Raw genomic sequence first — 26,789 nt, 5'->3', positions numbered from 1 at the left:
CCCTCACGCCCGTTGGGCGAAGCGCTGGGCCAGCAAAAACGCGACAAAGGTGGCGGTGTTCAGCGCCAGCCATTGGCGCGCGGGGTAGACGGCGTAGATGGCGGGGCCGGGCGTGAGGCTGTAGCGGGGTAGCAGCTCCACCAGGGCACCACTGGCCAGTTCTTGCTCGACCAGCAGCCGGTCTATCACGGTGATGCCGGCGCCGGTGCAGGCGCTGGCGACCAGGGCCATGCCGTCGTTGACGTGGATGCGCCCCTGCACCCGCACGGGCGTGGTGACACCGCCCAGGCTCAAGGACCATTCGTCGTAAACGCGGTGGTCGCGCGTCCACAACAGGCATTCGTGCCGGGTCAGGTCCTCGGCGGTGCGGGGCACGCCGGCACGCGCCAGGTAGGCCGGTGCGGCCACCAGGACGCGGGGGTTGTCCGCCAGCTTGCGGGCGACCAGGGTGGAGTCGTCCAGATGCGCGACGCGAATGGCCACGTCGATCTGCTCGGCAATCAGGTCGGTCAGGCGGTCTTCCACCAGCAGCGTCACCTCCACCAGGGGATGCAGGCGGGTGAACTCGGTGATCAGGGGCACCAGATGGCGCTGCCCGAGCGGGCGCGGGCAGGCCACGCGCAAGGGCCCGCGAACCTCTTGCTGAAACTGGCCGGAGATTTGCGCCACGTTGCTGAGCGCACGGTCAATCTGCTGGGCTTCCAGCAGCACGAGCTTGCCGACTTCGGTCAGCATCAGCTTGCGTGTGGTGCGCTGTATCAGTCGTGTGCCCAGCTCGGCCTCCAGGCGAGCCAGCTGGCGCGAAACAACCGACTTGCCGCAGTCCAGCCGGATGGCGGCGGCGCTGATGCTGCCCGCGCTGACGATGGCAGAAAACGTGGTCAGGAGTTGCGGGTTCAGCATGGCGAAGGTGGCTCAGAACTTGATTGTTGCCTATTCAACAACTCAATTGTGCGTTATTAGGCCTTCCAAAGCAACGAAGTGAAGCCTACATTCACTACAAGCGCGTTTGACGCGACGCCAACTGATCACCAAGGAACACGTAAATGACAAGCTCTGCCACCCTCACCCCCTCTGTCCACACGGCGCCCGCCCAGGACATGCCATCGGACGCGCTGATGGACCGCCTGCAGTGGCGTTATGCCGCCAAAAAGCTGGACCCCGCCAAGCCGGTGCCGCAAGACAAGGTGGAGCGGATTCTGGAGGCGGCCCGCCTGGCGCCCACGTCCAGCGGTCTGCAGCCCTACGAGATCATCGTGGTGAGCAGCAAGGACGTGCGCGAGCGCATCAAGCCGATTGCCTGGAACCAGGGCCAGATCACCGATGGCTCGCACCTGCTGGTGTTTGCCGCCTGGGACAACTACACGGCGGATCGCATCAACATGATGTTTGACCTGACCAACACCGTGCGCGGCTTCAAGAACGAAGGCTGGGAAAACTACCGCAACATGTTGCTGGGCATGTACCCGCAGCGTGATGCGGAGCTGAACCACCAGCACGCCGCCCGCCAGGCCTACATTGGCATGACCGCCGCGATGCTGGCCGCCGCCTTTGAAGAGGTGGACTGCACGCCGATGGAAGGTTTTGACGCAAACGCGCTGGACGAGATCCTGAATCTGCGCGCACAGGGCCTGCGCAGCGTCGCCATTCTGCCGCTGGGCTACCGCGAGGCCGACAAGGACTGGCTGGTGAACCTGGTCAAGGTGCGCCGCCCACGCGAGCAGTTCATCACGGAAGTCTGAGGGGCGCGGGGGCGCTTGACAGGCCGCGCGTCCGTTCTTGCACCCTTGCCCGGGAGAAATAAGCGCTAGTGGCCCATTTGGCTTGCCGCCTGATGCGTGCATTAACGCATTGGCTCAGTTCGCTAAAGATTGCAATGCGTAAGCCGTATTGCGTCCACCGCCTTCCAGTTTGCCCAGCACCCCCAGCGCCAACAAGCCATTGATATCGCGCAAGGCGGTATCTGGCGAACATTTGGCAATCGCCGCCCACTTGGCATTGGTGAGCTTGCCTTCCATGCCATCAAGCACACGGTTCAGCACCAGCGTCTGGCGCTCGTTCATGGGGGTGCCGGCCCAGCGTTGCCAGAACTGGGCCTTGTCCAGCACACCTGCCAGCAGGTCGTCTGCGCCTTGCACCGCGCGCAGCAGGCAGGCCAGAAACCAAGCCAGCCATGGCGTGACGTCCAGTGGGCCACGCTGAGTCGTTTCGAGCTGGTCGTAATAGGTTTTACGCTCGCGCTGGATTTGGGCACTCAGGCTGTAGTAGCGCTGAGCACTGCCCTCGGCACGGGCCAGGGCCATGTCGCCCACGGCACGGCTGATGCGGCCGTTGCCGTCGTCAAACGGGTGCAAAGTAACGAGCCACAGGTGGGCCAGCCCGGCATGGATGAGCGCATCGCCCACCACCGGGGCGTTGAACCAGTCCAAAAAAGCGGTGGTCTCGTGCTGCAGCGTCTGGGCAGGCGGTGCTTCGTAATGCACCTTTTCACGCCCCACAGGGCCAGAGACCACTTGCATCGGGCCTGCGGCGTCGTTGCGCCACGCGCCCACCTGGATGCGCAGCCGCCCGCTGTACCCGGTGGGAAAAAGTGCCGCATGCCAGCCAAACAAGCGTTCGGACGTGAGCGCCCGGGTGTAGTGCTGGGTGGCGTCTAACACCATGTCCACCACGCCGTCGACATGGCGGTCAGACGGGGTGAGCGCGCCAATATCCACACCCAGCCGCCGGGCGATGGAGGAGCGCACGGCATTGAGGTTCAACGCTTCGCCTTCGATGGCGCTGGTGGTGATGACTTCTTGCGTGAGCGCCTGCAAGGTGGCCTGGTCGCGCTGCACCAGCCCCAACTCGGCCATGCGGCCTGCGAGATGGCCCTGGGCACGGTGCACCTGCGCCAGTGGCGCGGCCAGCACAGTGGCGTCCCAGCGCCACTGGGGCCAGTCGGGGCGTTGCCAGAGGTAGGTGCGGCGGCGGGTTGGTTTGTCGGTCCACATGCGGTGATTATGAGCCTTATTCACCGCAAATTGTGCGGCGAATAAGAGCACCAATCGCCGCAGAGTTGCGCGCAGTCGTGCAGTTTGGGATGCGCGGTATGCGGCGGCAGGCGGCGCGCACGCGCTAGAGTACGCACTCCGCCGCTGAACAACTACATGCCCGACACCCCTCACGCCGTCACCCGCCTGCGCACCACCCGCCTGGCGCGCAGCACCAAACCCTTTCTGGCCCGTGGCGGCCCCAGCGGCGAGCGTTGCGCCGGTTGCCGCCTGCTGCCCAGCCACTGCCTGTGTGCCTTGCGCCCGCTTGTGCCTACCCATGCGGGCGTGTGCCTGCTCATGGCCGACGTCGAGCCGCTCAAGCCCAGCAACACGGGCTGGCTGATTGCCGATGTGGTGGCCGACACCTATGCCTTTGGCTGGGCACGCACCGAGGTGGACCCGGCGCTGCTGGCCCTGCTGGCCGATCCGCAGTGGCAGCCCTACTTGGTGTTTCCGGGCGAGTTTGTGGCCCCCGGGCGGGTGGTGACGGCGGTGTTGCCCACCGAAGCACTGGAGGCCCAAGCCACCAAGCGGCCGCTGTTTGTGTTGCTGGACGCGACCTGGCCCGAGGCGCGCAAGATGTTTCGCAAAAGCCCTTACCTGGACAACTTTCCCGTACTCAGCCTGCAGAGCGAACAGCTGTCACGTTACCGCCTGCGCCGCTCGCAGCGTGATGAGCACTTTTGCACCTCGGAAGTGGCCGCCCTGTGCCTGGCGCTGGCCGGTGAGCCCCATGCGGCGCAGACCCTGGAGGCTTACCTGGATGTGTTCACCAACCACTACCTGAATGCCAAAAACCAGCGGCCAATAGACCCGGAAGACGCGGCGCACCAGCGTTTGCGCAGCCTGCGTTTGCCTTAGAGGCACGACAAATTCGCTTCCAATTTGATAGCTGCTTGTGCATATGGCATAAGGACTGGCGCCCTGTTTTTCTTAAATTTTGACGATTTTCGGCCCTAGCAGACCACCGGGTTCCCGGCAGGGGCTTTGGCCGTGGCTGGCCAAGGGGCGACAATCCAAGCCCAGCGTCCCTTTAAAGCAGCACCATGACCGAAGACCCGAACCGCCAAAATGAATTGAAAAAGATGGAGCTGTGCGACTCGTGCGCCGGCATCCAGCGCAACTGGCGCAAGGCGCCCGGCCACCCAGAGCTGGTGCAGGGCAACAACCGCCACGAAACACGCCGCCACGGCCTGATCACCATCACCAGCTACTGCTGCGACCGCTGCGGCACGCGCTGGGAATACGAAAACGACAAGACCAACTTGCACGCGGGCTGGTCGGTGGTGGGCCGCTCGGCTTAAGGCTGGGTGAGGGCCGGTGTGTCCAGGCCGCCGCCTGGCGTACACCCGCGCGGGCTTGACCCGACCATGAATCACCCATAAAAAAGACAGGCCAGGCCTGTCTTTTTTACGCGTGCAAGTTTTGCAACTTGCGGCGGCTTTTTACTTGCTGCCGGCCGCTTTCACATCGGCCTTGGCTTCGGCCTTGACCGCCGTGGTGTCCAGTTTGGCCGCGGCCTTGTCGGCGGTGGCGTTCACCTTGGTGGTGTCGAGTTTGGCTTCGGCTTTGAGAGTGGCTTTGTCTGCTTTGGCGTCGGCCTTGGCATCGGTTTTTTCAGCCGCGGCCGTAGCCTTGGTTTTGTCGCCTGCATCCGCCTTGGCGACGTTGGCATGGGCCTTGGCTTTGGTCTTGGCGGCCTTGTCGTGGGCGTGGGTGGTTTTGGCAGCGGCTTTTACTTCTGCCTTTTCAACTTTGGTGTCTGCCTTGACGTCCACCTTGGCTTCGCTCTTGACGGCGGCGGCGACTGATTTGTCGGCCTTGGCTTCTGCCTTGACCACGGCTGGTGTGGCAGGGGCCACAGGCGCAGGTGTTTGTGCAGAAGCAACGCCAACAAACAAGGTGGCAATCAGGGTAGCGAGTAATTTGTTCATAAAAGCCCTTTGGATTCAGTTCGTTTAAAAGCAGTTGATTTCACGAGAAGCACATGTTCAACGAAGCGCGCGGCTCTTCTGTTGACGCAACACACACACTGTTGCAACACGCTGTCTGCGCTTTACATGGCCCATGCAGCGGGGGCGCCCTCTGATGGCCATGACTTGGGGATAGACGTCAAGCCGCGAGATAAAAACCGCTAGTGCCGGTGCGAACCACCGCCACCGAAACCCCTGCCAGTGCCGCCACGCGCGCCACGACCTGCGCCAGGCGCATGAAACTGCGACGAGTGGTGTGGAAAGACGCCGGGGTGAAACCGGTAGTAGTTGAGGGAGAAAGCGCCATAAGCGCCGAACGGGTACACGCCATCACCATAGACATACATGGGCGGCACCACGCCATAAGGCCCGTATGGCGCCACCACGCTGCCGTCATACGGACCGTAAGCGACAGGTGGGTACACCGCGCAGCCCGACAGGGCCGCCACGGCCAGCAGGGAAAGAAGCGTTTTCATAACGATCTCCTGACACCCGGCCCAACGTGCTGGCCAGGTCCAATCATTGAGCGCCTGTCAGGTATCGCCCTGATGTCGTATTTGCGGTGAAAACGTGTATGCAGGTTACAAGGTGTGCACAAGGCCTGATGGGCACAATGAATACTTTGGCGAAAGACCCACGGATGAAACGCAGACAGTGGATACAGGGGGCAGCGCGGCTGGCGCTGGGTGGCATCGGTTGGACGGTGTTGTCGCAGGCGCACGCCCAGCCCAGCTACACGGTGGCCAGCGCGCAATTGCAGGAGGCCGTGGCCCAGCGTTTCCCCGTGCGTTATGCATTGGGCGGGCTGCTGGACCTGACCCTGCAAAGGCCGAGCCTGCGCCTGCTGCCCGCGCTGAACCGGCTGGGTGCCGAGATGCCCGTCGAAGCCAGCGGCCCGGCCCTGGCGCGTAGCACGACTGGCAGCTTCGACGTGGATTTTGCGCTGCGTTATGAGGCCAGCGACCAGTCGATACGGGCGCACCAGATACGCGTCAACACCTTGCAGCTGGCGGGCCTGCCGCCCGGCCCGGCCGCGCTATTGCAAACCTATGGCCAGGCGCTGGCCAGCCAGACCTTGCTGGAGGTGGTGCTGCACAAACTCAGGCCGCAAGACCTGATGCTGGCCGATGGCCTGGGCCTAGAGCCGGGCACCATCACGGTGACGGACAAGGGCCTGCTGATCGGTTTTGTGACCAAGCGGCAGCTCTGAACAAACCGGCCGCTGCGGACGTGGGTCTCAGTTGCTGGTCGGTGGGTCCTGGGGTGCGTTGACCTGCGGCATGACCTGCGTCGCGGTGCCGGCGTCAACACCTGCCTCCGTCGCCTCCGGTATCGCCTTCGCGGTGCGACCCGGCAGCACTTTGTCCAACTCGCTGGCAGAGGCGGCGAGGAAACTTTTGGCCGCGTCGTCCTTCTGCGCCAGAAGTTCCATGCGCGCTACGACCTGCGGAAGCCACGGCGGCAGTTTGTCCGCGGGAGATTCCAGCATGTCGCCGGCCGGAAAGAAGCCGTGTTTGTCCAGTTGGAAGTTGCCAAAAAGCAGCTTGCGGGGGCGCGCCAACCCGGCGCGAAAGATAGTGACCGGGGGTTTGCCCACACACTCCTGGCGGTTGACCAGGGCCACGTAGCCGGCGACCTTGTCGGGCTCTGGCGGGAGAACCTCGATATCTTCTCCGCGCTTGACCTCTTCGGGCCAGGTGCGGGTGTAGGGGACCAGCATACCCTTGAAGGAACACTTGTCTTTACCGTCCTCACGCCACCATTCACGGTAGAAAGTGATGGGGGTGTAGGAGTCCTTCTCCCGGGAGATGGGGGTCTCACCGTCGGGATACAGGGTAATGCTGGAGAGCAGAATCCCTGCCAGGTAAGCGATGTTCAAGATATCGAGCATGCGTTTTCTTTAGAGATGCGCAGGACGGTCTGGCGTCTGAGACAACGCCGCCTGCCTGGAAATAGAGCCCGCCTTCGCGCAAGCTTGTGGCACGGGGGATGAATCCCCTGATATCGGCAGATCGCGCAAAATCTTTAGCCCAAACCCTCACCGATGTCGCTGACAAAATGGCGTGCATGGCTGCGAGACCACGGTGCGAATTTCGACGGCGCGCTTCGCTGACACGCGTCAAGTCAGATGATTTTTTTGGCGGAGCCGGAAGGTCCTCTGCGGAGAAAATTCAAGATCGGCTTTGGGCTCATTGCGACCATCGCTAAGATGATGACCATCGGTCAACAGCGGACATTGCACATGAACCCCTGGTTTGTTTTCTGTGACGGCAGCGCCGTTCCGAACCCCGGTCGTATCGGCCTTGGCGCGGTTTTTACCGAACCGGATGGAACGCGCCACACGCTTTCGCAAGCGGCACGTGAGAACGGCTGCAACAATGAGGCGGAGCTAAGAGCTCTGCTGGCGACGCTTCAGGAACTGAAATTACGGGGGGCGGGCAGGCTGCTCATACACTGCGACAACAGTGTCGTTGTCGAACAGGTCGGCAGCGACACCGCAAAGCCGATTGCCCGGCTGGCTTCCTTGTTTGATGAAGCGCGAGCGCTGCTCAATTCGTTCGACCAGGCAAGCCTGGTGTGGATACCGCGCCATCGCAACAGCGAAGCGGATGCACTCGCGCGTGCCGCATTGGGCATTGCAGAAAAGCGCGTTGTCAAAATAGCCAAGAAGCGGCGTTAGTTCCAGGCCAGCGGCGGCTACTTCCAGCCTGAATCAGACGTCACGCATTCATCATAAAAATCACCACAGCAGCAGACGGCACATATTTCGTTAGCGCGAACGAGGTTTGCAACGGGATTCAAATTTCGGATTTTGGGGTCCGTCTTGGCGCGACGCTTGATGAGGCCAAGTTATTACGCCAACAGATCGGTGATGCAATTGACCGGCGGTGAATACAGTAACCGGCCACTAGCAGACGTTGCCTGAAGATGTGACACTCGCCGGGAGGCGGTAGATGCCCGTTTGGAATTCGAGCCTGACCCTGGCGATGGAAGTGCGAGCTGCCCTCACGCTCGAAGCGCTCCTGGTATCGATGTTTGCCGAGGGCCCCGTGGTGTCCGGTTAGCTCAGGTGCTTGCCCACCAGCCCGGTCATCTCGAACATGGTGACTTCATCCTTTCCGAAGACGGCCTTGAGCTTGGCATCCGCCAAGATGTTTCGCTTGTTCTTCGGATTTTGCAGGTTATTGGCCTTGATGTACTCCCACATGAGCTTCACCACTTCTGTGCGGGGTTGAGGCGTTGCACCGATCACAGCGGCCAGCTCGGCGCTGGGAGTGAGGGCACGGTTGAATGCGGTTGGCTTCTTGGGGGTGGTCATCTAAGGCTCATCATTTGAAACCACCATTCTAGGGTGCGCATCCAATCCCTCTGTAACCGCCTGGCACCGAGAATGCGGGGTCAAGAATCTTGTTGCCCAGAGTGGCAGCGTTTTCGATGACTGCTTTCCGCAGAATCCAAGGACAGTATCGGGCCCAGTCCAGAAGGAGTTACCATGACGCAAATCGGCCAGGAGCAGCCAGTCGGCAAGTCTCCTTGCTCGACCGCTTCAGGCTGAAAGCAGAATTAGAAATCTGCAAAAGAGCGTCCGGTGACCTGACATTCAGCCCACACTTTGGCTCAGCTCCAGCCTAACGCCGCAACAGCGCGGCACCTGCAGCTGCATGTACTTGCCGTGTCAGTCCATCCAGGAGTGACGAAGCAGCCCTTGCTTGTTGCCAATACAAGGGCACATCCAGCGGTGTGTTGGGTACCAGTTCCTGAAGGGCACCGCTCTCGAGATGGTGTCCGATTAAAGACTCTGGATGCAGACCCCACCCCATCCCGGCAAGCGATGCTGCGACAAAAGCCTGCGGGGAGGGCAATGTGTGCCGTGGCAATTCGACATGGCGGCGGCACAGACGCCGCACCCAGCGGGACTGCAGTTCGTCTTTGGTATTGAATACCAGACTGGGAGCACGGGCCAAGCCGCTTGCGCCAACGCCCTTGGCAAAGAATCGCTCCACAAATGCAGGGCTGGCAGCAGCCAGATAGCGCATGGCGCCCAAGGGGCGGCTGTTGCACCCTGTGGCCGTGCGAGTAGTGCCGGTTACAGCAGCCAGTACCTTGCCGGAGCGTAACCATTCGGATGTGTAGTCCTGGTCATCTACCGAGACTTCCATCAGAACCGGAGCATCGGCGGCGAAGGCCGCAAGCGCTGGTGCAAACCACGTGGCCAGGCTGTCGGCATTCACCGCGATGGGCAATGGCACACGCGTGTCTCCGTCCGTTGCCAAGGCGGGTACTTCGCCGTTGAGCTCATGCTCTAGCAGACGCACTCGGTCCACATGCTGACAGAGACGCCGCCCGGTTTCGGTGGCATGGCAGGGCTGGCCGCGCACCACCAGGGCGCATCCAATGCGCTCTTCCAGCAAGCGAATTCGCTGGGAGACTGCCGAAGGCGTCACATGCAATGCACGAGCAGCCCTCTCAAAGCTGCCCTCGCGCACCACTGCGGCTAGTGCGGAAAGCGATGCGTAATCCAGCATGAAGATAGTTTTCCTTAATTCGGTGAAGGAATGATAGTTTGTCTTCATCCGCGCAAGCTGGCAATCTCAGGGTATGAGCAACCTGCCAACAAGCATTTCCATCATCGCGCCGGCCTTTGTGCAGGGCCTAGCCCTGAGCTTCGGACTCATCGTGGCCATCGGGGCACAAAACGCGTTTGTGCTGCGACAGGGTTTGCGCCGTGAGCACGTAGGTAGTGTGGTGCTGTTCTGCGCACTTGCGGACGCTGTGCTGATTGCTGCCGGCGTTCTGGGAATGGCACAGGCCTTGGGTGAGCATCAGGGATTTGCACGCGCGCTTGCATTGGCAGGTGCTGTGTTTTTTGCGACTTATGGCTGGCAAGCGCTTCGCCGTTCCCGGCAATCAAGCCAATTGCGTGCGCAAGAAGCAGGTGCAAGCTCGCGGTTGGCGGGTGTTATTGCTCAGGCCGCAGCCTTTACCCTGCTCAATCCGCATGTGTACCTGGATACCGTTCTCCTGGTCGGAAGCATTGGTGCGCAGCAACCGGTTGCATTGCGCCCTTGGTTTGTAGCGGGCGCGAGCTTTGCCAGTCTGTTCTGGTTTGGCATGTTGGGGTTTGGTGCGCGTTGGCTGGCACCTTGGTTTGCCCGACCCAAGGCCTGGCAAGTGCTGGATGGCCTGATTGGCTTGACCATGTGGGCGCTGGCACTCTTGTTGGTAAGGCATGCGCTGGCGGGTTTATAAGGAATAAGCATGTACATTTCAAAGCATCACCAACTCAATGACTACGAAGCAGTGATGTCACTCATGGAATCCCACCCCCTGGGAGCTTGGGTTTGCCATTCAAGGGATGGACTGATTGCAAATCATGTGCCGTTCTTCCTGGACCGAACGCGGGGCCAACACGGCACACTGATGGGCCACGTGGCACGGGCCAATGGTGTCTGGCGTCAGCTTTTCCCAGACACTCCGTCCGTCGTGATGTTTCAGGGTGCACAGTCGTACATCACGCCAGGTTGGTATCCCGGCAAGGCAGAACATGGAAAGGTCGTGCCCACCTGGAACTACGTTGTCGCCCATGCACACGGGACAGCAAGGGTAATTGAAGACCCTGACTGGATGCTGGACATGCTCCATCGGCTGACAGATACCAACGAGTCACGACATGCCATGCCTTGGCGCGTGGGAGATGCGCCCTCCGGCTATATTGAAAAATTAATGCGTGGCATTGTGGGCATCGAAATTTCGATTGACCGGTTAGAAGGCAAGCTCAAGGCAAGTCAGGACGAGGACTTGCAGGACCGGCACGGTACTGTAAGGGGCTTGCAGTCAAACCATAGTGAGCAGCCCAGTGCGCTGGCCGCACTTGTGTTGAGCACGTTGACAAGCGAAGCACCACAAAGCTGACGGTCCCGACCGTCGCCAATCGCTGCGAAGCGGCCTTACGAGGCAACGACTTGAAAGACCGCAGGGGCCTTTGCAGACAACGGTGGCTCAGCCGGGCGGACGTTCGGGGCGAGCTCTATTGCAACAACCGTGGCACTCGGCCTATGGCACCGAACCTGACGACGAGGGCTAGACTGGCGTGGAACGGGGCCTTGAATTGCACGCGCCAGCATCCATCTGGAGAGGGCCAATATCCGCAAAGGATACCTATGAACGCTCATCTCGATCGTCAAATCCTTTCATCTGATCCCTCCTCTGTTGCTCCCGCTCAGGACGAGGAGCTGCTCGATGCGTACAGCGAGGCCGTGGCAGACACCGTTGAACGGGTGCAGGACTCAGTTGTCTTCATCGCCGCACAAGCAAAGCGCGGCCCAAGCTCTCGGGGTGGCTCGGGTTCCGGCTTCCTTTTCACGCCAGATGGCTACTTGCTCACCAACAGCCATGTGGTGCATGGTGCAACAACCCTCGAAGTGACCCGCTCCGACGGTGTCAAGTCCACCGCTGAACTTGTCGGTGAAGACCCAGACACAGACCTGGCGGTGCTGCGCATTTGGTCAAGCCGCTCGCTGCCTCACGCGCAGCTAGGCGATTCGTCGCGATTGCGCGTCGGCCAGGTTGCAATCGCGATCGGCAACCCGCTGGGCTTTGCGCACACAGTCACGGCTGGGGTTGTTTCCGCACTCGGGCGCTCTTTGCGCTCGAACACAGGCCGGATGATTGACAACGTCATACAGACAGACGCGGCTTTGAATCCAGGTAACTCCGGTGGCCCGTTGCTCGATACGCGCGCCCATGTCATTGGTGTCAATACAGCCATCATTCTCGGAGCTCAGTCTATTTGCTTTGCGACAGCTATCAATTCGGCCAAATGGGTCGTTGGTCAGTTGTTCGCGCATGGCCGGGTAAGACGCGCTCGTCTTGGACTGGCAGGTTCGACGATCCCGCTCTCACGCCGGGTTGCCCGCTTTCTCGAGGTCGAGCAGGCCAGTGCCGTTCGTGTTTCCGAAGTCCAAGTCGGTTCACCAGCCACAAACGGCGGGTTGAAAGTCGGGGATATCGTTGTCGGCATTGACGGCATCCCCGTCACAAACGTCGATGACTTGCAGCGCCTGCTGGACGAATCAAGAATTGGGACGGTCTGTGTATTTCGCGTGCTTCGCGATACCCGGGCCATTTTCCTGCCCCTGACGCCCATCGAGTCCTTCCCTCAGGCCTAGCAGGCCCGCGCAGCTGGTACGAGGCTCTCAGCCCTCCAGCAATCTTTCTTGAAGCACCTGCGGGCACTGGAAATCGCTGCCCATCATTGCGGCTGTCACTGACAAGTGATGCTGGTGATGACCACCGAATGTCGGCTTTGACGAAAGACGAACTTCCCCTTTGAGAGGCGGATTCAACCGGTCAACGGATCCCGCTTGAGCGCCTGCCATGCAGCGTCAAGAGCCGGTCATGAACGACCGTTGACTGGAAATCAATTGGGTTGCCGGTAAGCCGACACCGGTGATCGGCAGCAACGAACCCGAAGCCGACATTCCACCGGCCGGAAAGCGGGCGTTCACCTGCTGGGAAAGTCGCAAGAAAATCGCCAAATTGTTCGTTGGCATGAATACACAGGGAACTCATTTTTTGGCCTGAAACCCAGCACTTGAGCGAGGCCGCGCGACGGTAGATTGTGTTCATAACAATCCCATGTCGGCTTCAGGCATCGGTGAACGCATTCGTCCATAAAGGCGGACGCGACGGCCTTCGCCAACCCCAAGCCCCTGAATTTCTCAATCGTCAGCATGTCAATCGCGTGGCAACCGTCGGACACAAAAACCGAAAAACAAAGACTCACGACGCGCTCGTCAATCAACACGAAAAATCCAACACTACCCCCCTCGAAGTCGATTGCGGATTTCCACGTCCCACCTATCCATGGGTACACGGTCGCCTCCACATTTCGCATCAAGGCCGCATCCATGGGGGCCATGAGGACGTGGCGGGAGAGCCGGTTCTGAGCGCCGCGCATAGAAGCTGTCTTTGTCGAATCCAAAGGCGACGCGCTGAACCCGTTTCGTTGAAGGGGCAATGGCCGCGTTCAGCGCGGACATCCATCCCTCATGACTCGGGTAGAGGATAAAAAAAGTCCTGATGCAGATGGTTGTAGAGCCATTGCAAGCAGGCCTTTGCGAAATCCGGATTCACAACGGGGCCCGCTAACACGCAAAACCCGTTGTCGTAGACAAAAGCGGATCGGGGGTCTGTGCGGGCACTGACGAACACCTTACCCTGTGTGTGGCCAGAGAGAACGGCGCCCGCAACCTCTGCGCCGTTGTGCGGCAGCCTGAATAAAGGAATCAGAGAGGCATAGTCGTTCAGAGCTAATTCAAACATGACGCTCTCCGTGTTGGAGGGTAGCTCTCAAACTGACCCCGGAGATGTTTGATTGGAAGGCACAAGCAGGTCAGGGCTTAGACAGCGCCGCAAAGCCGCTCTCGCTAGCAGGCGTGTGGAGTCCAGCGTTGGCAGCGGCGAATTCGCGTCGTTCATGATCAGCGGAATTTCGGTGCAGCCGAGGACTACGGCGTCGCAGCCCGCGATTTTCATACGCGCCATCACCTGCTGGAAATATGCGACGGATTCGGGTTTGAATACACCGGCCACCAACTCGTCCATGATGATGCGACTCGTCTCGTCGCGTTCTGCCTTGTTGGGCCGCAGGTAGTCCAGCCCGCACGCGCTGAACTTTTCCGGGTAGACCTCGCTGTCCACCAGCCAGCGTGTGCCGGTGATGCCTATGCGTTTGAAGCCGCGACTTGCGGCTTCTGCGGCCACCACCTCGGCGATGTGCAGCCAGGGCAGCGGGGCGTGCGGTGCAACGAGGGCAAAGGCCTGGTGGATGGTGTTGTCGGGGCAGATCAGAAAGTCGGCGCCCATGGCCGCGAGCTTGTGGGCAGACGCCAGCATCAGCGCGGCCACACCCTGCAGGTCGCCGCGGTTCAGGCAGTCCACATACAAGGCCAGCGAAGGCGTGTGCAGCGAGACCTCGGGGTGCGCATGCGGGCCGAACAGCTGCGTGCCTTCGGCGCAGATGGTGCGATAACAAAGTGCTGCGCCTTCGGCGGAGCAGCCAACAATACCGATGTGCTGGGGCATGGCGGGGTTCCAGGATGTGTCTTCTGGATTATTGCCGCGCCAGCCCCTTGCCACCGTTTCTTAACGCATGGCCTCCGGATAAGGCATGGTGACAAAACCACGGCTGTCGACCTTGAAACGCGCCGGGTACAAGGCCTTGCTACCTGCGCTGACGACAGAGATGTCGGGCACGGTGTGGCCATCATGCATGCTCAGGAACAGCGGCGTGCGGCCGTCGGGACTCAGGGCCATGAGGCCGGTGCGAGTGGGCACGGGCAACATGGCATGCGGCAGGCGCACCAGCAACGGTTTGATCCAGTTGTTGTTGTGCACCCAGGTGCTGACGGCGCTGCGCTCCTTGATCAAGCCTATCCAGAGCCGGCCCTGCGGGTCGCGGTCCAGGCCATCGGGCAGGCCGGGCAGCGAATCCTGCAACACCTCGTGGCTGCCGGCTTGGGCGCCGGCCAGGTGCAAACGCAGCAGACGGAAGTTGGTGGTTTCCGTGACTAGCAGCGTGCCTTCCTTCGCACCATTTTGGCCGGGCTCGATCAGTACGCCGTCCATAAACGCAAACCCTTGCGCCACTAGGCGCGCGCCGCGGTCCAGATCGATCAGCCACAAGCGGCTGTTGCGCGAGCGGGCAATCGCTTCGTTGAAGGCGCCGCCACCCATGGAGGCATCGGCCGAGGCATAAGGCTCGGAGAAATAAATACGCCTGCCGTCGGCACTGATGTCGAGGTCGTTGCAAAACGCGATGGGGCGGCTGTTGGCGGCGGTCATGGCGGCGGGTGTCAGGTAGGCCGCGCCTTGCTCTGCCGCCACACGTTCGTGCGCGGGTGGTTCGGTGGTGGCTGGCACCTGCAAGGCCACGGGATCTATCTTGCGGCTCGGCATATGCAGCTTGTAAATGCCGGGCTGCTCGCCGGCCGGATGCACCACGCCATACAGGCGCGAGGCGCAGAAGTACAACACGTCTGGGTTGCTCGGGTCGGCGCGTGCGCCCGACGGAATCAGCGGGGTCTTGACCCAGCGCTCCTGCTGGCCGCTGGCCAGGTCCACCCGCCAGAGATAACCGTCCATGGCCGTGACCCAGGCGCGGCCTTGGGGCTCCTGCAACACCACGTCGTCGTAACCTGGCAGTTCGCCGGGCGTGGTTTTGGTAGTCAAGGCCACATCGTCCTGGGTGCTACGCACTTTCTGCACGGCGGCCGAAGGCGGGGTCAGCGGATACTGGTCCCCCGCCACCTGCACGGGAATGCTTGGTGCGGCGCGCACCCACCAGGCCCCAAAAGCCAACACCAGCAGGGCCAGCACGGAGAGAAGAATTTTCTTGATACGCATGGGGCGCTCCTTTATATTTTTTTGATTCACCACGTCGCTGGCGCCACATGCGGCACGTCGTCGCTGAGCCAGTAGGCGCGGCCGGGTTCAACCACCAGGATTTCCTCGAACTTGGCGCCGTTGCCGGCCCAGCCTATGTGCGGCTCTATCGCCCACAGGCCGAGCTTGGTGCCGGTGTGTTCGGGTGTCAGCAGCTGGCTAAACACGCCATGGTTCAGAAATGCCATGTTGGCCTGCACACTGAACCAGCCCATGTGGCCGCCGGGAAGTCGCAGGCCGCGCCCGGGCTTGACCTTGACGCGGTACACGCGGTGGCCCAGCACACAAAACGGGTACTTGGCATGTACGTTGTCGTAACCGGCTTCCTGGATCAGGCGGTCGACCTCGGCCCAGATGGCCTTGGGTGTCATGGCGCTGGTGAACATGGGCGGAATTTGCGCACGCAACTCACGCATGAAACTCATGGCGCGGCTCAGTTCGGGGTTGTCACCCAAGGCGCAGGCATAACCCACGTCGCCGATGTAGCCGTCCAGCATGGGCGAGACATCGAGGATGGCGGTGTCGCCTTCGGCCAGCTGGCGCCCGCTCGGGTGGTAGTCACCATAGCCGCTGTAACCGTCAAAACGTGCGTGTTCACCAAACCAGGCAAAAGGCCGGTGCAGGTAACGCTGTGCGCCATGTGCGATCAGGTATTTGTCGAGCAACTCGGCGGCCTCGATCTCGCTCATGCCGACACGCAACTGCGTGGCTACTTGTGTCACGCAGTCGTAGGCCAGGCGCTGCGCACGCTGAAAGCCGGCGCGGGCTTGGTCGTCGGCGAGCTGGTCGGCGCTGGAGGGCCGCTGCGAGAGCCAGCCGGACAGGGCGCGGTAAGCGCGGGTGATGGGTCCGCGTTGTGCGGGGTCGTAGCCTATGGGCATGGGGATGCCTCCTGCCGGGCCGCCCCAAAGGAGGCATGCGCCCCCTCGGGGGGCAGTGAACGTATGTGAACGTGGGGGCTCATGTCTGTCTCCTCGTTATTACCGGCCTTGATACAGGCAGGCTGCTGCTAGTATGGTTTGGACGCATCACCAACACTGTCCCATCTTGGCAATTCAACACCAGCCCCAACTCGTCGCCGCCGGCGCGGCCATTCCCGGTCTTTTAAACCTGCCCGAGCCCGTGGCCGACTTGCTGTTGCAGGCTTCGCAGCGCCGCAAACTCTCGCGTGGCGAGCCTTTGTTTGCTTATGGCTCGGCGCCGGATGCGATGTTTGGCATGGTGACGGGCGCGGTGCGCACCAGCATCACCAGCGCCTCGGGCCGAGAGTTTGTGTTGGGCCTGCTGCAAGCCGGCCACTGGTTTGGCGAGGTCTCCTTGCTCGACGGCTTGCCGCGTGTGTATGCGGCCCACGCCGTGGGTGATTGCGAGGTCGCCGTGTTGCCCGCCGCGAGCTTCTGGCCGCTGGCCGAGAAACACCCCGAGGTTCATCTGGCGCTGACGCGACTGGTCTGCCACCGGCTGCGCCTGGCGCTGGCCTGGATTGACGACACGGTCCTGATGCCGCTGCCGGCCCGCCTGGCCAGGCGTATCACGGCGCTGCTGCAAGGCGGTGGCACTTCGGGCGAACAAGACGTGGTGTCGCTGTCGCAGGAAGACCTGGCGGCGCAACTGGGCGTGTCACGCCAAAGCATCAACCGCCAGCTCAAACTCTGGGAAAAACAGGGCTTGCTGCGTATCGCCTATGGGCGTATCGCGGTGTTTGATCGCGCGGCGCTGGAGCGGCTGACCCACGGTTGACGGTGGGCACCAAACGCTCCTGATTCAATAGCTGCTTGCGACCGTTCCGCCTGGGCTACAGGCCTTTTTTTCCTTAAGAACATGCGCTACCCACCGCGGCCCGCCGTGGCGGGCGGCATGGCGCCCGGATCAAGCCCGGGAGGACAAATTTCCGGGTCTGCGCGTGTGTCACTGCCCGGGCTTGACCCAGGTAAACACGCGCACCGGCGGCATATTCACCACTTCCCAGCGCTTCTGCGGCTGGCCCAAATGGGGCGACACAAAACCGGCGACATGCGCACGCACCTGGTAGGCAACAAAGCGGCCGCCGGGGCGCAGCACTTCGGCGATGACCGCGGCGGTGCGGTCCGCGGCTTCGGGCGCCATGGTTGAAAACGGAATGCCGGAGACGATGGCATCCGGCATCGGTACGCCGCTAGCGGCCAACAAGTCTTCCAGCTGCTCGGCGCTGCCCAACTCCAGCGTGAAACGCGGGTCTTGCAGCGTGATGCGCAGGTGCTGGTAAAAGTGGGCGTCAAGCTCTATCGCCAGCAGCTGGGCTGCGGGCGGCATGGCGCGCAGGAAGGCGGCGGTCGTGCCGCCGGTGCCCGGCCCGAGTTCAACCACGGTGTGCGCTTCGGCCACCCGGGCCTCGCGCACCAGCCGCTGCTCCAGCCAGCGCGAACTCGGCACGACGGAGCCCACCCGGGCCGGGTGGCGCAGAAAGCCGCGTAGAAACTCCAGGCCGTCGCGCAGCTGGCCGCTGTGGCGCGGGCGGGCAAGCGGCGTGGCTCGGCCGGTCGGCCGCACGGCTCTGGGTTCGTTCAGCATGGTGGTGCTTGCGTGATGGGTTGTGGTTTTTCTTCAGAAGTCAACGCCCTGGAAGCCGCCGACGCCGCAAACGGCGTGGTTTCAAAGCGACCCTGCCAAGGATCATGCGGCAAGGGCGGCTGCAAGGTCAACTGATTCTGGCGCCGGCTTGCGCGGAGTGCCGCTGTGATCCCGGGCTTGATCCGGGTCACGGTGCTTGAGACCGGGTTCATGGATGGCGGGGCCAGCCCGCAATGACAACGCGGGGAAACACGCGATTCGAGGAAGGGCTGTCATCCCGGAATCGATCCGGGATCCATGTAGGCCATTCAGCGTCGCTATTATTTTTATAGCTTTTTACGCCCACCCATGGAGGGCTATAGGCCAATCTGACACATAAGGCAGGGCCTTCTGGACAGCCGGTCCTGCAGGGCGGAAAATTGGCAAATCTTCGGATGGGAGTCGCATCCATGGAACACCAGGTTGACACACTTGTGATAGGCGCTGGGCCGGCCGGCCTTGCGGTGGGGGCCTGCCTGAAGCGACGCGGCCTGCCTTTTCTGATGGTGGAGCGCTCGGCCGAGGTCGGCGCCAGCTGGCGGCGCCACTACGAGCGGCTGCATTTACACACCGACCGTGCACACTCCGCCCTGCCTTACCTGCCTTTTCCCGCGGGCACGCCGCGTTACCCGTCGCGCCAGCAGGTGATTGATTACCTGGAGCACTATGCGCAGCACTTCGCGCTGGCGCCGCACTTCGGCCAGGAGGTGCAGGCGGTGCGTCCGGGTAACGGCGGATGGAGCACGGCCACCACGGCCGGCCTCTACCACTCGCGGCGCGTGGTGGTGGCCACCGGCTACAACGCCGTGCCCCAGTTGCCGCACTGGCGGGGGCAGGAACGTTTTGGCGGCCCCATTCTGCACAGCAGTACCTACCGCAACGGCGAGGCCTTTCGCGGCCAGAACGTCCTGGTGGTCGGTTTTGGCAACAGCGGCGGCGAGATCGCGATGGATCTCCACAACTGCGGCGCGCATGTGGCCTTGGCGGTGCGCGGCCCGGTGAACATCATCCCGCGCGAGATCCTGGGCCTGCCCGTGCTGGCCATCGGTATTGCGCTGAGCCGCTTTCCGGCGCGTGTCGCCGATGCGCTGGCGGCGCCGCTGGTGCGACTCAGTGTGGGCGACATCACCCAGCTGGGTTTTCGCAAACTGCCCATGGGCCCGATCACGCAGATCAAGACCAAGGCCAGGGTTCCGCTGATCGACATCGGCATCCTGCAACTGGTGCGCGACGGTCAGATTGCGGTGCGCAGCGGTATCAGCGAAATGGGCGTGGGCTGCGTGCGTTTTGACGATGGGCGCTGGCAACGTTTTGATACTGTCATCGCGGCCACGGGTTTCAAGCCGCAGGTCGACCGTTTCCTCACGCCGCCGGACGCTGCCCCCAACGCGGGGCCCACACCGGCCCCCGGTGAAACGGGGCTTTATTTCAGCGGTTTTTATGTATCGCCAACGGGGATGTTGCGTGAAATTGGCCTGGAGGCGCAGCGGATTGCCGACCACATCCAGCAGCACCAAAATCATCAGCCTGTTGCGCTCGCGCCAGGCTAGGGTCGCGCTTTCGCTACTTTTTTGATAGCTGTTTTCGCCCGTCCTTCCTGGGCGACAGGCCTTTTTTTCTTGAAAATTTAGCTGAAACAGCCGGCGCGGCCTGTTCCGGCGCCAGCGCGCGGCCCGGCTCGAGCAGCGTGAGTTGGGCGAATTCAGTCGCCAGAAAGTCGATCAGCTCACGCACCGCCGGTAACAGGCCGCGGCGCGAGGGAAATACCGCGTGCACAATGCCGGCGCGTGGCCGCCAGTCAGGCAACACATCCACCAGCCGGCCCTGCTGCAAATCGTGTTGCACCATCATGGTTGGCAGTTGCAACACACCTACCCCCTGCAGCGCGGCCAGGCGCAAGGCCAGCCTGTCGTCGCTGATCAGGCGCGGCTGGTGGTGCAGGGTGGCGGTGGCGCCGTCCGGGCCCAGCAGGTGCCACACATGCTCGCGGTGCGGCGGGCCTTCGTCCAGGCTGGGCAGGCTGGAGAGGTCGGCCGGCAACAGCGGCGCAACGAGGCCATGGGCCTTCAGCAGCGCCGGGCTGGCCACCAGGCGCTGCGTGCTTTCCCCCAGCACCCGCATCACCAGGCCGCTGTCTTCCAGCGGCGGGAAACGCACACGGATGGCAATGTCAAAACCCTCGCCGATCACATCAACACGCCGATTGGTGCTTTCCAGTTGCATCTGCACACGCGGGCAGGTGGCCAGGAAACGCGCGAGGATGTCGCCGATCTGATAGTCCAGCAGGGCGGTGGGGCAGCTGATGCGCACCGTGCCCTGCGGCTGGGCGCTGACGCGGTCAATCACCTCCTGCGCGGCATTGGCCTCGACCAGCATGGCCAGGCAATGCTGGTAATAAGCCTGGCCGATCTCGGTCACGGCAAAACGCCGGGTCGAGCGCTGGATCAGGCGCACCCCCAGGCGCTCTTCCAGCAAGGCGATGCGCCGGCTCAGTTTGGACTTGGGAATGCTGAGCGCGCGGCCGGCGGGTGCAAAGCCCTGGTGCTCCACCACCTGCACAAAGTAATAAAGGTCGTTGAGGTCTTGCATGAACTCATTGTTCCTTAAATAGAACGCTGATGGCAAATACTGCCCACTACCGGCTTCATCGTTCCAGCCTTATCTTCGGTACATGGCAGTTCTATCTTCTGCCACTTTTTAAGGAGCAGCTCATGAAGAAGGTTCTTGGCATTTACAGCAACCCGCGCCAGCATTGGGTGGGCAATGGTTTTCCGGTGCGTTCCTTATTCACGTACGACACGTTGGGCCAACACGTGAGCCCGTTTTTGCTGCTGGACTACGCCGGCCCGGCGGAGTTCAAACCCGCCAGCACGCCCGGTGAAAAACGCGGTGTGGGCACCCATCCGCACCGCGGTTTTGAAACCGTGACCATCGTCTACAAGGGCGAGGTGTCACACCAGGACTCGACCGGCAGCGGCGGCACGATTGGCCCCGGCGATGTGCAGTGGATGACGGCGGCCTCGGGCATTCTGCACGAGGAGTTTCACTCACCGGCCTTCACGCAATCGGGTGGGCCGTTCGAGATGGTGCAGCTGTGGGTGAATCTGCCGGCCAAGGACAAGATGAGCGCGCCGCATTACCAGGGCATCGTCGACCAGCAGATTCCGTCTGTGGCGCTGCCTGACGGCGCCGGCAGCGTGCGTGTGATTGCCGGGGAGTACGACGGCCACAAAGGACCAGCGCAAACCTTCACACCCATCAATGTCTGGGATGTGCGCCTGGGCCAGGGCAAGGAAGCGGCCTTGAGCTTGCCCGAGGGCCACACCGCCGCCGTGGTGGTCTTGCATGGCGCGGTGCTGGTCAACGGCGAAGTCGTGCGTGAAGCGCAGATGGCGCTGCTGGAGCGCGACGGCGACGGCCTGCGCCTGGAGGCCAACAGCGATGCGACGATTTTGTTGCTGACGGGCGAGCCCATCGACGAGCCGATTGTCGGTCACGGCCCGTTTGTGATGAACACCCAGGCCGAAATCGCCACGGCGATCAGCGACTTCAATGCCGGCCGTTTTGGCCGGATCAGCCAGGCCACACGCTGAGTTGAAGTGGCATCCTGATCCGGCCCCGCCAGGGGTCGGGTCGGGGCGCCAACCCCTTCTTGACCCAAGCCCAACCCGGGCCGGCCGTGACGCGCCTGGGCGCGCCGCAGACCAGCCTTGTTTCTGTCCGTCCTCACTCAGGAGCCTCTCATGGGTCCGAAAACTGCCGCCGCCGTCGCCACCGTTCTCTGGGGCTTCACCTATGTCGTTTCGACGACCCTGCTGCCGCACAACCCCTTGCTGGTCGCCGCCGTGCGTGCCCTGGGCGGCGCCTTTGCGCTGCTGCTGTTGGCGCGCCATCTGCCGCCGCCGGGTTGGTGGAACAAACTCATCGTGTTGGGCACCTTAAACGCCGGCCTGTTTTTTGCGCTGCTGTTTATCTCGGCCATGCGCCTGCCCGGCGGCGTGGCCGCCATCTTCCAGGCGCTGGGGCCGCTGTTTGCGATCCTGCTGGGCTGGGCGATCCTGAAAATGAAACCCAGCCTGCTGAAAATTGCCAGCGTGTTGATAGGTGTGGCCGGCGTGGCGCTGGTGGTGCTCAAGGGTGATGCCGGCCTGGACGCCATCGGTGTGGCTGCCGCGCTGGGCGGAACCCTGTCGCTGGCGCTGGGTGGTGTGTTGATGAACAAATGGGGCAAGCCGCCCATCTCGATGATCGCCTTCACCGGCTGGCAGTTGCTGGTGGCGGGCATAGAACTTTTGCTGATGGCCTTGCTGGCCGGTGACCTGCCCAGCACCCTCACGGCCACCCACATCGCGGGTTTTGTGGTTCTGGCGGTGGTGCTGACGGCCGTGCCTTTTGTGCTGTGGTTCGGCGCCATCGCCAAGGTCGGCGTGGTCGTCGTCGCGCCTTTCTTCCTGCTGGTGCCCATCACCGCCTTTGTGCTGGACGCGCTGATCAAGGGCTTTGTGCCGACCGGTTTGCAGATCGTGGGCGCCGTCATCGTCGTGGCCGGTCTGCTGTTGAGCCAGTGGGTACCCAAAGCGCCGCGTCAACACAAGACGCGGCCAATACATCGCGTCAAACCTTCCCGAGAGACTTTCCCGAAACCATAATTAATGCGCATCAGCAAAAAGAGCAGCCTGCGGGCTGCCCTTTTTATCGATGATGGCGACGTCAAGCCCGCTTGGCGCCAGGCCCCGCCTGTTTTAAAAGAGCGTCCTCACGCAGCCGTCTGGAACACACCCGCCTTGTTGTCCGTATTTTTTGCCCGAACCGCTGTGCCCGAAAGTGTCAAACGGCTGGGCGCGAGGGCGCCGGCGGCCTCCAGGATGGGGTAGGCCACCGAGCAGAGGTGCGAGTTGATACGTTTCAGGTCGCTGATCAGATCCAGGTGCAGCGCGCTGGTCTCCACGCTGCGCGACGTGTTGTCCGTCAGGCGTGTGAGGTGGGCGGCGGCATAGGCATGCTCCAGGTCGCGAAAACGCGCTTTTTCTTCCAGCAGTTTGTGCGCGTCGCGCAGCTTGCCGTTGAGAAACACACTCATGCCCAGACGCAGGTTGTCGGTCAGCCGCGCATGTAACTCGCAAATTTCGGCCATGCCCGCATCCGAAAAGCTGCGCCCCTTTCTGATTTTTTTCTCCTCGATGTCCAGCAACACGCGTTCGATGAGGTCGCCCACCTGCTCCAGGTTGATGCTGAAACTGATGATGTCGGTCCAGCGCCGGCTTTCTTCCTCGGCCAGCTCGTCACGCGATATTTTGGTCAGGTAATACTTGATGGCTGAATACAGCTCGTCCACGGTGTCGTCAAGTTGGCGCAGCTCTTCGGCCAGGCGCAAGTCGTTGTGTTTGATCACGCTCAACATGCCCATCATCATGGTCTCGACAATATCGGCCTGGTGCAGCGCCTCACGCGCGGCACACGAAATCGCCAGCGACGGTGTGGCCAGCGCCGAGGGGTCCAGGTGGTGCGGCCGGCCGGCGCGCAGGCTGGTGCCGGGTTGGGGCAAGCAGCGTGTGACAAGTCGGGCCACAGGCGCGGTCAGGCCGATAAACAGCAAGGCCACCACGCTGTTGAAACCCAGGTGAAACAACACCACCGCCGTCGCCGGCTCGCCCAGCAAGGGCCGCACATGTTGCAGCCACAGGCCCACCCACGGCGCCAGCAGGACCACCCCACCGGTCTTGAACATCAGGTTGCCCAGCGGCACCTGGCGCGTCTCCACGCTGGCGCGCGCCGTCGTCAGCACGGCCAGCAGGCCGCTGCCCAGGTTGGCGCCCAGCACCAGGCCCAGCGCCACCTCCAACGGGATCACCCCGGCCGAGGCCAGCGTGGCGGTGAGCAACACAATCGCCAGGCTGGAATAAGCCGCCACGGCCAGCAGCGCGCCCACGGTGATCTCCAGCAACAGGTCGCTGGACAGGGAGGTCAGCAGCAACTTGACGGCCGGCGCCTGGGTCAACACCGCCGTGCTGTCGCTGACCATGCGCAGGGCCAGCAGCATCAGGCCCAGGCCGATCAGGATGCGGCCGACACGCCCGCTGGGACTGGCCTGGCGCGAGATGTACAGCACCACCCCGGCGAGGATGAACAGCGGCGAGAGCCAGGACAAGTCAAAGGACAGCACCACCACCATCAGGCTGGTGCCGATGTCGGCCCCCAGCATGACGGCCAGGGCCAGCGGCAGGGCGATCAGGCCCTGCCCGACAAAGGCCGACACAATCAGCGCCGTGGCCGTGCTGGACTGCACCAGGGCGGTGACGCCCAGGCCAGCCAAGGCGGCGCTGTAGCGGTTGTTGATGCTGCGTGCCAGCACCTGGCGCAGGTTGGCACCAAACACCCGCAGGATGCCTGTGCGCACCAGCTGGGTGCCCCAGACCAGAAGTGCAATCGCCGCCAGAAGATTCAGAAGTACACGCATCAGAACCTTCCGCCTGCCCGGGGCTTAATCAACCTTGGCGCCCGCTGCGCGCACCACGGCGCCCCAGGTCTTGAGTTCTTCGTTCATGAAGCTGGCGAAGTCCGCCGGGCTGCCGCCGCCGGGTTCGGCACCGTCGTTGGCCAGCGCCGCCTTCACACCGGGACTGGCAATCGCGGCCCGTGTGGTTTCGGCCAGCTTGGTCACCACGTCCCTGGGCGTGCCCGCGGGCACCAGCAGACCGGCCCAGGAGGTGACGGAAAACCCTTTCAAGCCCGCCTCCTGCATGGTGGGCAGATTCGGCGCTGCGGCGGAGCGCTGGTCGGACGTGACGGCCAGGCCGTTGAGTTTGCCGCCGCGGGTGTGGCCGATGGCGCTGGGGATGGTCTCGAAACCGAATTGCGCCTCGTTGGACATCAAGGCCAGCATGGCCGGGCCACCGCCGCGGTAAGGCACGTGGCGCACATCGGTCCCGGTGGCGGTCTTGAAAATTTCACCGGCCAGGTGGGCGGGTGAACCATTGCCGGACGAGGCAAAAAAAGTCTGACCCGGATTGGCCCTGGCGTAGCTGATCAGGTCCTGCACCGAGTTCAGCTTCAGTTGCGGTGGCACCACCAGCAGCAGCGGGTATTTGGCCACCAGGCCGATGGGCTCGAAACTTTTGATCGGATCAAACTTGAGCTTGGCGTAAAGATGAGGGTTGATCGCCTGGCTGCTCAAGGTGGCCATGAACACCGTGTAGCCGTCGGGCGCCGCGGCGGCCACACCTTCGGCCGCGATATTGCCCGCCGCGCCAGGCCGGTTGTCCACCAGCACCGGTTGACCCAGCAACTCCCCCATGCGCAGGGCCAGCACGCGCGCCAGCTTGTCGGTGGAGCCGCCGGCGGCGAAACCCACCACAATACGCACCGGTTTGGCCGGGAAGGCCTGGGCGTGGACCTGGACGCTGCTCGTCAAAAGCAGCGCCGTCATGGCAAGAATTTTCAATAGTGGCTGGGTCATGTTGTCTCCTGGCGGTGGGTGTAGGACGTCACGCTCTAGGCGGCGTGATTGAGGGCGAGGGAAAGAATGTCGAAGTTGCGCAGACGCGTCGCGGGCACGTCGCTCAGGACGCAGTTGAACAACAGCGGCACACGTTGTTCCGACATGCCGCCGTGCGAACGCAGCGGAACCGTCAGGCCTGACAAGTCGTGCTGGCTGGCTGAGGTGCCGATGACGGTCAGGCGTTCGCTCAACACCACCAGGTCGCCGATGCGGTCGGGCGGCAGCTCAAAGCTTGCTGCCGCCTCGGAGCGGCCGAGCACGCGTTCTATACCGGGGAGGGCGGCGATCAGCGCGGCCACACGGGCGGTGTCCGCGGCGTGCTTGACATAGACCGTGGCATAGGAGCCGAGTGCGCCGTGGTGCACCACATAAGGGTCGGTGATGGGCAGCAACACCCGTGCTGTGCCGTCGCCCAGGTCCTTGTCCAGGACGTCCTGCAGAAACACGATGTTGGGCCGGCCCAGCGCGTCGGTCTTCGCATTCATGCCGTGGTCGGCGGTCAGGCCGATGAGTGCACCCATGGCATCCAGTTGCACCAGGTAGCGGTCCATCATGGCGTAAAAATCATTCGCGCCATCGGTGCCCGGTGCAAATTTGTGCTGGATGTAATCGGTGGTCGAGAGGTACATCAGGTCCGGCCGCTCCGACTTCATAAGCGTGACGCCGGCGGCGAAAACAAATTCCGACAAGTCGGCGCTGTAGACGGAGGGCACAGGCAGGCCAACCTTTTGCAGAACGTCTTCGATGCCGTTGTCGGCCAGCGTGGTGTCCGCCGCCTTTTCCGCCGAGAAACAAATGCCGCGCAAACCGTGGCCCAGCAGGCTGCGCAACTTGTCCTTGGCCGTGACCACCGCGACTTTTTTCCCGAGGTCGGCCAGGGCCGCCAGCACACTGGGGGCACGCAGGTAACGTGCGTCGTTCATCAAGACCTCAGCCTGCTGCTCGGGGTCGAAGAAAAAATTGCCGCAGATGCCGTGCACGCTGGGCGGCGCGCCGGTCACGATGGACAGGTTGTTCGGGTTGGTGAAGGAGGGCATCACACAGTCGCCCGTCAGCACCGTGCCTTTGTCCCGGAGGCTGGCGAAAAAGGGCGCGACGCCGGCCTGCACCGCCTGGTTGATGTATTCCTGTTCACAGCCGTCGATGCAGACAATCACGACGGGCCGGCTGGGCAGCCGGTAAGAACGGGTGTTGACGGTGAATTGGTTGGATGTTTGAGTCATGCCCGCAGCGTATTTCAGAGATTGC

Annotated in this window: 28 protein-coding genes and 1 pseudogene; 12 read left to right on the top strand and 17 right to left on the bottom strand. The window is 62.5% G+C overall.

All coding sequences use genetic code 11. From position 1 onward, the window contains the following. Positions 1 to 3: 3 nt before the first annotated feature. Complete coding sequence (locus ACHMXK_RS00445; protein WP_397436685.1) at positions 4 to 903, bottom strand: LysR family transcriptional regulator; 900 nt, start codon at positions 901 to 903, stop codon at positions 4 to 6. A 197-nt stretch (positions 904 to 1,100) separates the two neighbouring features. Between ACHMXK_RS00445 and ACHMXK_RS00440 the strand changes: the two genes are divergently transcribed. Next, on the top strand, positions 1,101 to 1,742 hold the full coding sequence (locus ACHMXK_RS00440; RefSeq protein ID WP_397442408.1) for an NAD(P)H-dependent oxidoreductase: 642 nt from the start codon (positions 1,101 to 1,103) through the stop codon (positions 1,740 to 1,742). Between the two features lie 114 nt (positions 1,743 to 1,856). Here the strand turns inward: ACHMXK_RS00440 and ACHMXK_RS00435 are convergent, their stop codons facing one another. After that, entirely contained in the window at positions 1,857 to 2,993 is a 1,137-nt protein-coding gene (locus ACHMXK_RS00435; RefSeq protein WP_397436683.1) for a Fic family protein, read from the bottom strand. Positions 2,994 to 3,149: 156 nt separating this feature from the next. Here ACHMXK_RS00435 and ACHMXK_RS00430 point away from each other — a divergent pair, with 156 nt between their 5' ends. Then, complete coding sequence (locus tag ACHMXK_RS00430) at positions 3,150 to 3,896, top strand: tRNA-uridine aminocarboxypropyltransferase (protein WP_397436682.1); 747 nt, start codon at positions 3,150 to 3,152, stop codon at positions 3,894 to 3,896. A 185-nt stretch (positions 3,897 to 4,081) separates the two neighbouring features. Then, positions 4,082 to 4,339: a hypothetical protein gene (locus ACHMXK_RS00425; RefSeq protein ID WP_397436680.1), complete on the top strand. Its 258-nt coding sequence runs from the start codon at positions 4,082 to 4,084 to the stop codon at positions 4,337 to 4,339. A 141-nt stretch (positions 4,340 to 4,480) separates the two neighbouring features. Here ACHMXK_RS00425 and ACHMXK_RS00420 read toward each other — a convergent pair whose 3' ends face one another. Continuing rightward, complete coding sequence (locus ACHMXK_RS00420; protein ID WP_397436678.1) at positions 4,481 to 4,969, bottom strand: hypothetical protein; 489 nt, start codon at positions 4,967 to 4,969, stop codon at positions 4,481 to 4,483. A gap of 200 nt (positions 4,970 to 5,169) precedes the next feature. Beyond that, entirely contained in the window at positions 5,170 to 5,484 is a 315-nt protein-coding gene (locus ACHMXK_RS00415) for a hypothetical protein (protein WP_397436676.1), read from the bottom strand. A gap of 164 nt (positions 5,485 to 5,648) precedes the next feature. Here ACHMXK_RS00415 and ACHMXK_RS00410 point away from each other — a divergent pair, with 164 nt between their 5' ends. Further along, complete coding sequence (locus ACHMXK_RS00410) at positions 5,649 to 6,218, top strand: DUF1439 domain-containing protein (RefSeq protein WP_397436674.1); 570 nt, start codon at positions 5,649 to 5,651, stop codon at positions 6,216 to 6,218. A 27-nt stretch (positions 6,219 to 6,245) separates the two neighbouring features. On the opposite strand, the gene ACHMXK_RS00405 is transcribed toward ACHMXK_RS00410, so the two are convergent. Next, positions 6,246 to 6,899 (bottom strand): hypothetical protein, encoded by a 654-nt coding sequence (locus ACHMXK_RS00405; protein ID WP_397436672.1) that lies wholly within the window; start codon positions 6,897 to 6,899, stop codon positions 6,246 to 6,248. A gap of 321 nt (positions 6,900 to 7,220) precedes the next feature. Here ACHMXK_RS00405 and ACHMXK_RS00400 point away from each other — a divergent pair, with 321 nt between their 5' ends. Next, the gene (locus ACHMXK_RS00400) at positions 7,221 to 7,688 is read left to right on the top strand and encodes a ribonuclease HI family protein (protein WP_397442407.1); all 468 of its coding nucleotides are present in this window, start codon (positions 7,221 to 7,223) and stop codon (positions 7,686 to 7,688) included. A 381-nt stretch (positions 7,689 to 8,069) separates the two neighbouring features. On the opposite strand, the gene ACHMXK_RS00395 is transcribed toward ACHMXK_RS00400, so the two are convergent. Together ACHMXK_RS00395 and ACHMXK_RS00390 are read right to left on the bottom strand one after the other, a co-directional pair. Next, positions 8,070 to 8,327, bottom strand: a complete 258-nt coding sequence (locus ACHMXK_RS00395; RefSeq protein ID WP_397436670.1) for an SWIB/MDM2 domain-containing protein — start codon at positions 8,325 to 8,327, stop codon at positions 8,070 to 8,072. Between the two features lie 310 nt (positions 8,328 to 8,637). Then, positions 8,638 to 9,534 carry a LysR family transcriptional regulator ArgP gene (locus ACHMXK_RS00390; protein ID WP_397442406.1) on the bottom strand — a complete coding sequence of 299 codons (897 nt, stop codon included), beginning with the start codon at positions 9,532 to 9,534 and terminating at the stop codon, positions 8,638 to 8,640. A 73-nt stretch (positions 9,535 to 9,607) separates the two neighbouring features. Between ACHMXK_RS00390 and ACHMXK_RS00385 the strand changes: the two genes are divergently transcribed. From ACHMXK_RS00385 to ACHMXK_RS00375, 3 genes are all read left to right on the top strand, one after another. Beyond that, positions 9,608 to 10,258 (top strand): LysE/ArgO family amino acid transporter, encoded by a 651-nt coding sequence (locus ACHMXK_RS00385; RefSeq protein ID WP_397436668.1) that lies wholly within the window; start codon positions 9,608 to 9,610, stop codon positions 10,256 to 10,258. 9 nt (positions 10,259 to 10,267) lie between these two features. Further along, on the top strand, positions 10,268 to 10,921 hold the full coding sequence (locus ACHMXK_RS00380; protein ID WP_397436666.1) for an FMN-binding negative transcriptional regulator: 654 nt from the start codon (positions 10,268 to 10,270) through the stop codon (positions 10,919 to 10,921). Positions 10,922 to 11,169: 248 nt separating this feature from the next. Further along, positions 11,170 to 12,177: a S1C family serine protease gene (locus tag ACHMXK_RS00375; protein ID WP_397436664.1), complete on the top strand. Its 1,008-nt coding sequence runs from the start codon at positions 11,170 to 11,172 to the stop codon at positions 12,175 to 12,177. Between the two features lie 335 nt (positions 12,178 to 12,512). Here ACHMXK_RS00375 and ACHMXK_RS00370 read toward each other — a convergent pair whose 3' ends face one another. The 5 genes from ACHMXK_RS00370 to ACHMXK_RS00350 all read right to left on the bottom strand — a co-directional run bounded on the left by ACHMXK_RS00370 (position 12,513) and on the right by ACHMXK_RS00350 (position 16,335). After that, positions 12,513 to 12,968 carry a GNAT family N-acetyltransferase gene (locus ACHMXK_RS00370; protein WP_397436662.1) on the bottom strand — a complete coding sequence of 152 codons (456 nt, stop codon included), beginning with the start codon at positions 12,966 to 12,968 and terminating at the stop codon, positions 12,513 to 12,515. 89 nt (positions 12,969 to 13,057) lie between these two features. After that, positions 13,058 to 13,333 (bottom strand): hypothetical protein, encoded by a 276-nt coding sequence (locus ACHMXK_RS00365; RefSeq protein ID WP_397436660.1) that lies wholly within the window; start codon positions 13,331 to 13,333, stop codon positions 13,058 to 13,060. Positions 13,334 to 13,360: 27 nt separating this feature from the next. Continuing rightward, positions 13,361 to 14,095 carry an aspartate/glutamate racemase family protein gene (locus ACHMXK_RS00360; RefSeq protein ID WP_397436658.1) on the bottom strand — a complete coding sequence of 245 codons (735 nt, stop codon included), beginning with the start codon at positions 14,093 to 14,095 and terminating at the stop codon, positions 13,361 to 13,363. A 60-nt stretch (positions 14,096 to 14,155) separates the two neighbouring features. Continuing rightward, a complete protein-coding gene (locus ACHMXK_RS00355; protein WP_397436656.1) occupies positions 14,156 to 15,415 on the bottom strand; it encodes a hypothetical protein in 1,260 nt (419 codons plus the stop codon). Between the two features lie 26 nt (positions 15,416 to 15,441). After that, positions 15,442 to 16,335, bottom strand: a complete 894-nt coding sequence (locus tag ACHMXK_RS00350; RefSeq protein WP_397436654.1) for a M24 family metallopeptidase — start codon at positions 16,333 to 16,335, stop codon at positions 15,442 to 15,444. 166 nt (positions 16,336 to 16,501) lie between these two features. Between ACHMXK_RS00350 and ACHMXK_RS00345 the strand changes: the two genes are divergently transcribed. Beyond that, complete coding sequence (locus ACHMXK_RS00345) at positions 16,502 to 17,194, top strand: Crp/Fnr family transcriptional regulator (protein WP_397436652.1); 693 nt, start codon at positions 16,502 to 16,504, stop codon at positions 17,192 to 17,194. A 168-nt stretch (positions 17,195 to 17,362) separates the two neighbouring features. Here ACHMXK_RS00345 and ACHMXK_RS00340 read toward each other — a convergent pair whose 3' ends face one another. Continuing rightward, a complete protein-coding gene (locus tag ACHMXK_RS00340) occupies positions 17,363 to 18,004 on the bottom strand; it encodes a class I SAM-dependent methyltransferase (RefSeq protein ID WP_397436650.1) in 642 nt (213 codons plus the stop codon). 449 nt (positions 18,005 to 18,453) lie between these two features. On the opposite strand from ACHMXK_RS00340, the gene ACHMXK_RS00335 reads away from it, so the two are divergent. Then, a complete protein-coding gene (locus ACHMXK_RS00335) occupies positions 18,454 to 19,593 on the top strand; it encodes a flavin-containing monooxygenase (protein WP_397436649.1) in 1,140 nt (379 codons plus the stop codon). Between the two features lie 139 nt (positions 19,594 to 19,732). Here the strand turns inward: ACHMXK_RS00335 and ACHMXK_RS00330 are convergent. Next, positions 19,733 to 20,632 (bottom strand): annotated as a pseudogene (locus tag ACHMXK_RS00330) (LysR family transcriptional regulator); the annotation flags it as partial. A 122-nt stretch (positions 20,633 to 20,754) separates the two neighbouring features. On the opposite strand from ACHMXK_RS00330, the gene ACHMXK_RS00325 reads away from it, so the two are divergent. Further along, positions 20,755 to 21,636 carry a pirin family protein gene (locus ACHMXK_RS00325; RefSeq protein WP_397436647.1) on the top strand — a complete coding sequence of 294 codons (882 nt, stop codon included), beginning with the start codon at positions 20,755 to 20,757 and terminating at the stop codon, positions 21,634 to 21,636. Between the two features lie 150 nt (positions 21,637 to 21,786). Further along, on the top strand, positions 21,787 to 22,692 hold the full coding sequence (locus tag ACHMXK_RS00320; protein ID WP_397436645.1) for a DMT family transporter: 906 nt from the start codon (positions 21,787 to 21,789) through the stop codon (positions 22,690 to 22,692). A gap of 107 nt (positions 22,693 to 22,799) precedes the next feature. On the opposite strand, the gene ACHMXK_RS00315 is transcribed toward ACHMXK_RS00320, so the two are convergent. From ACHMXK_RS00315 to phnA, 3 genes are read right to left on the bottom strand one after another with little or no spacing between them, the layout of a single operon-like run. Continuing rightward, positions 22,800 to 24,500, bottom strand: coding sequence for a Na/Pi cotransporter family protein (locus ACHMXK_RS00315; RefSeq protein ID WP_397436643.1), 1,701 nt, complete (start codon positions 24,498 to 24,500; stop codon positions 22,800 to 22,802). Between the two features lie 24 nt (positions 24,501 to 24,524). After that, positions 24,525 to 25,499 carry a Bug family tripartite tricarboxylate transporter substrate binding protein gene (locus ACHMXK_RS00310; protein ID WP_397436641.1) on the bottom strand — a complete coding sequence of 325 codons (975 nt, stop codon included), beginning with the start codon at positions 25,497 to 25,499 and terminating at the stop codon, positions 24,525 to 24,527. A gap of 35 nt (positions 25,500 to 25,534) precedes the next feature. Beyond that, positions 25,535 to 26,764 carry a phosphonoacetate hydrolase gene (phnA, locus tag ACHMXK_RS00305; RefSeq protein ID WP_397436639.1) on the bottom strand — a complete coding sequence of 410 codons (1,230 nt, stop codon included), beginning with the start codon at positions 26,762 to 26,764 and terminating at the stop codon, positions 25,535 to 25,537. Positions 26,765 to 26,789: the final 25 nt, after the last annotated feature.

The organism is Polaromonas sp. UC242_47 (assembly GCF_044452385.1).
Taxonomy (GTDB): domain Bacteria; phylum Pseudomonadota; class Gammaproteobacteria; order Burkholderiales; family Burkholderiaceae_C; genus Polaromonas.
This window is presented reverse-complemented; position numbering and strand designations above follow the sequence as displayed.

Coding starts and splice junctions, on each gene's coding strand:
- ACHMXK_RS00365 (WP_397436660.1), bottom strand. CDS start 13,333: ATGTTTGAATTAGCTCTGAACGACTATGCCTCTCTGATTCCTTTATTC.
- ACHMXK_RS00445 (WP_397436685.1), bottom strand. CDS start 903: ATGCTGAACCCGCAACTCCTGACCACGTTTTCTGCCATCGTCAGCGCG.
- ACHMXK_RS00400 (WP_397442407.1), top strand. CDS start 7,221: ATGACCATCGGTCAACAGCGGACATTGCACATGAACCCCTGGTTTGTT.
- ACHMXK_RS00425 (WP_397436680.1), top strand. CDS start 4,082: ATGACCGAAGACCCGAACCGCCAAAATGAATTGAAAAAGATGGAGCTG.
- ACHMXK_RS00340 (WP_397436650.1), bottom strand. CDS start 18,004: ATGCTGAACGAACCCAGAGCCGTGCGGCCGACCGGCCGAGCCACGCCG.
- ACHMXK_RS00370 (WP_397436662.1), bottom strand. CDS start 12,968: ATGCGCGGCGCTCAGAACCGGCTCTCCCGCCACGTCCTCATGGCCCCC.
- ACHMXK_RS00335 (WP_397436649.1), top strand. CDS start 18,454: ATGGAACACCAGGTTGACACACTTGTGATAGGCGCTGGGCCGGCCGGC.
- ACHMXK_RS00430 (WP_397436682.1), top strand. CDS start 3,150: ATGCCCGACACCCCTCACGCCGTCACCCGCCTGCGCACCACCCGCCTG.
- phnA (WP_397436639.1), bottom strand. CDS start 26,764: ATGACTCAAACATCCAACCAATTCACCGTCAACACCCGTTCTTACCGG.
- ACHMXK_RS00325 (WP_397436647.1), top strand. CDS start 20,755: ATGAAGAAGGTTCTTGGCATTTACAGCAACCCGCGCCAGCATTGGGTG.
- ACHMXK_RS00405 (WP_397436672.1), bottom strand. CDS start 6,899: ATGCTCGATATCTTGAACATCGCTTACCTGGCAGGGATTCTGCTCTCC.
- ACHMXK_RS00420 (WP_397436678.1), bottom strand. CDS start 4,969: ATGAACAAATTACTCGCTACCCTGATTGCCACCTTGTTTGTTGGCGTT.
- ACHMXK_RS00310 (WP_397436641.1), bottom strand. CDS start 25,499: ATGACCCAGCCACTATTGAAAATTCTTGCCATGACGGCGCTGCTTTTG.
- ACHMXK_RS00415 (WP_397436676.1), bottom strand. CDS start 5,484: ATGAAAACGCTTCTTTCCCTGCTGGCCGTGGCGGCCCTGTCGGGCTGC.
- ACHMXK_RS00440 (WP_397442408.1), top strand. CDS start 1,101: ATGCCATCGGACGCGCTGATGGACCGCCTGCAGTGGCGTTATGCCGCC.
- ACHMXK_RS00355 (WP_397436656.1), bottom strand. CDS start 15,415: ATGCGTATCAAGAAAATTCTTCTCTCCGTGCTGGCCCTGCTGGTGTTG.
- ACHMXK_RS00380 (WP_397436666.1), top strand. CDS start 10,268: ATGTACATTTCAAAGCATCACCAACTCAATGACTACGAAGCAGTGATG.
- ACHMXK_RS00410 (WP_397436674.1), top strand. CDS start 5,649: ATGAAACGCAGACAGTGGATACAGGGGGCAGCGCGGCTGGCGCTGGGT.
- ACHMXK_RS00395 (WP_397436670.1), bottom strand. CDS start 8,327: ATGACCACCCCCAAGAAGCCAACCGCATTCAACCGTGCCCTCACTCCC.
- ACHMXK_RS00315 (WP_397436643.1), bottom strand. CDS start 24,500: ATGCGTGTACTTCTGAATCTTCTGGCGGCGATTGCACTTCTGGTCTGG.
- ACHMXK_RS00320 (WP_397436645.1), top strand. CDS start 21,787: ATGGGTCCGAAAACTGCCGCCGCCGTCGCCACCGTTCTCTGGGGCTTC.
- ACHMXK_RS00350 (WP_397436654.1), bottom strand. CDS start 16,335: ATGCCCATAGGCTACGACCCCGCACAACGCGGACCCATCACCCGCGCT.
- ACHMXK_RS00390 (WP_397442406.1), bottom strand. CDS start 9,534: ATGCTGGATTACGCATCGCTTTCCGCACTAGCCGCAGTGGTGCGCGAG.
- ACHMXK_RS00375 (WP_397436664.1), top strand. CDS start 11,170: ATGAACGCTCATCTCGATCGTCAAATCCTTTCATCTGATCCCTCCTCT.
- ACHMXK_RS00435 (WP_397436683.1), bottom strand. CDS start 2,993: ATGTGGACCGACAAACCAACCCGCCGCCGCACCTACCTCTGGCAACGC.
- ACHMXK_RS00360 (WP_397436658.1), bottom strand. CDS start 14,095: ATGCCCCAGCACATCGGTATTGTTGGCTGCTCCGCCGAAGGCGCAGCA.
- ACHMXK_RS00385 (WP_397436668.1), top strand. CDS start 9,608: ATGAGCAACCTGCCAACAAGCATTTCCATCATCGCGCCGGCCTTTGTG.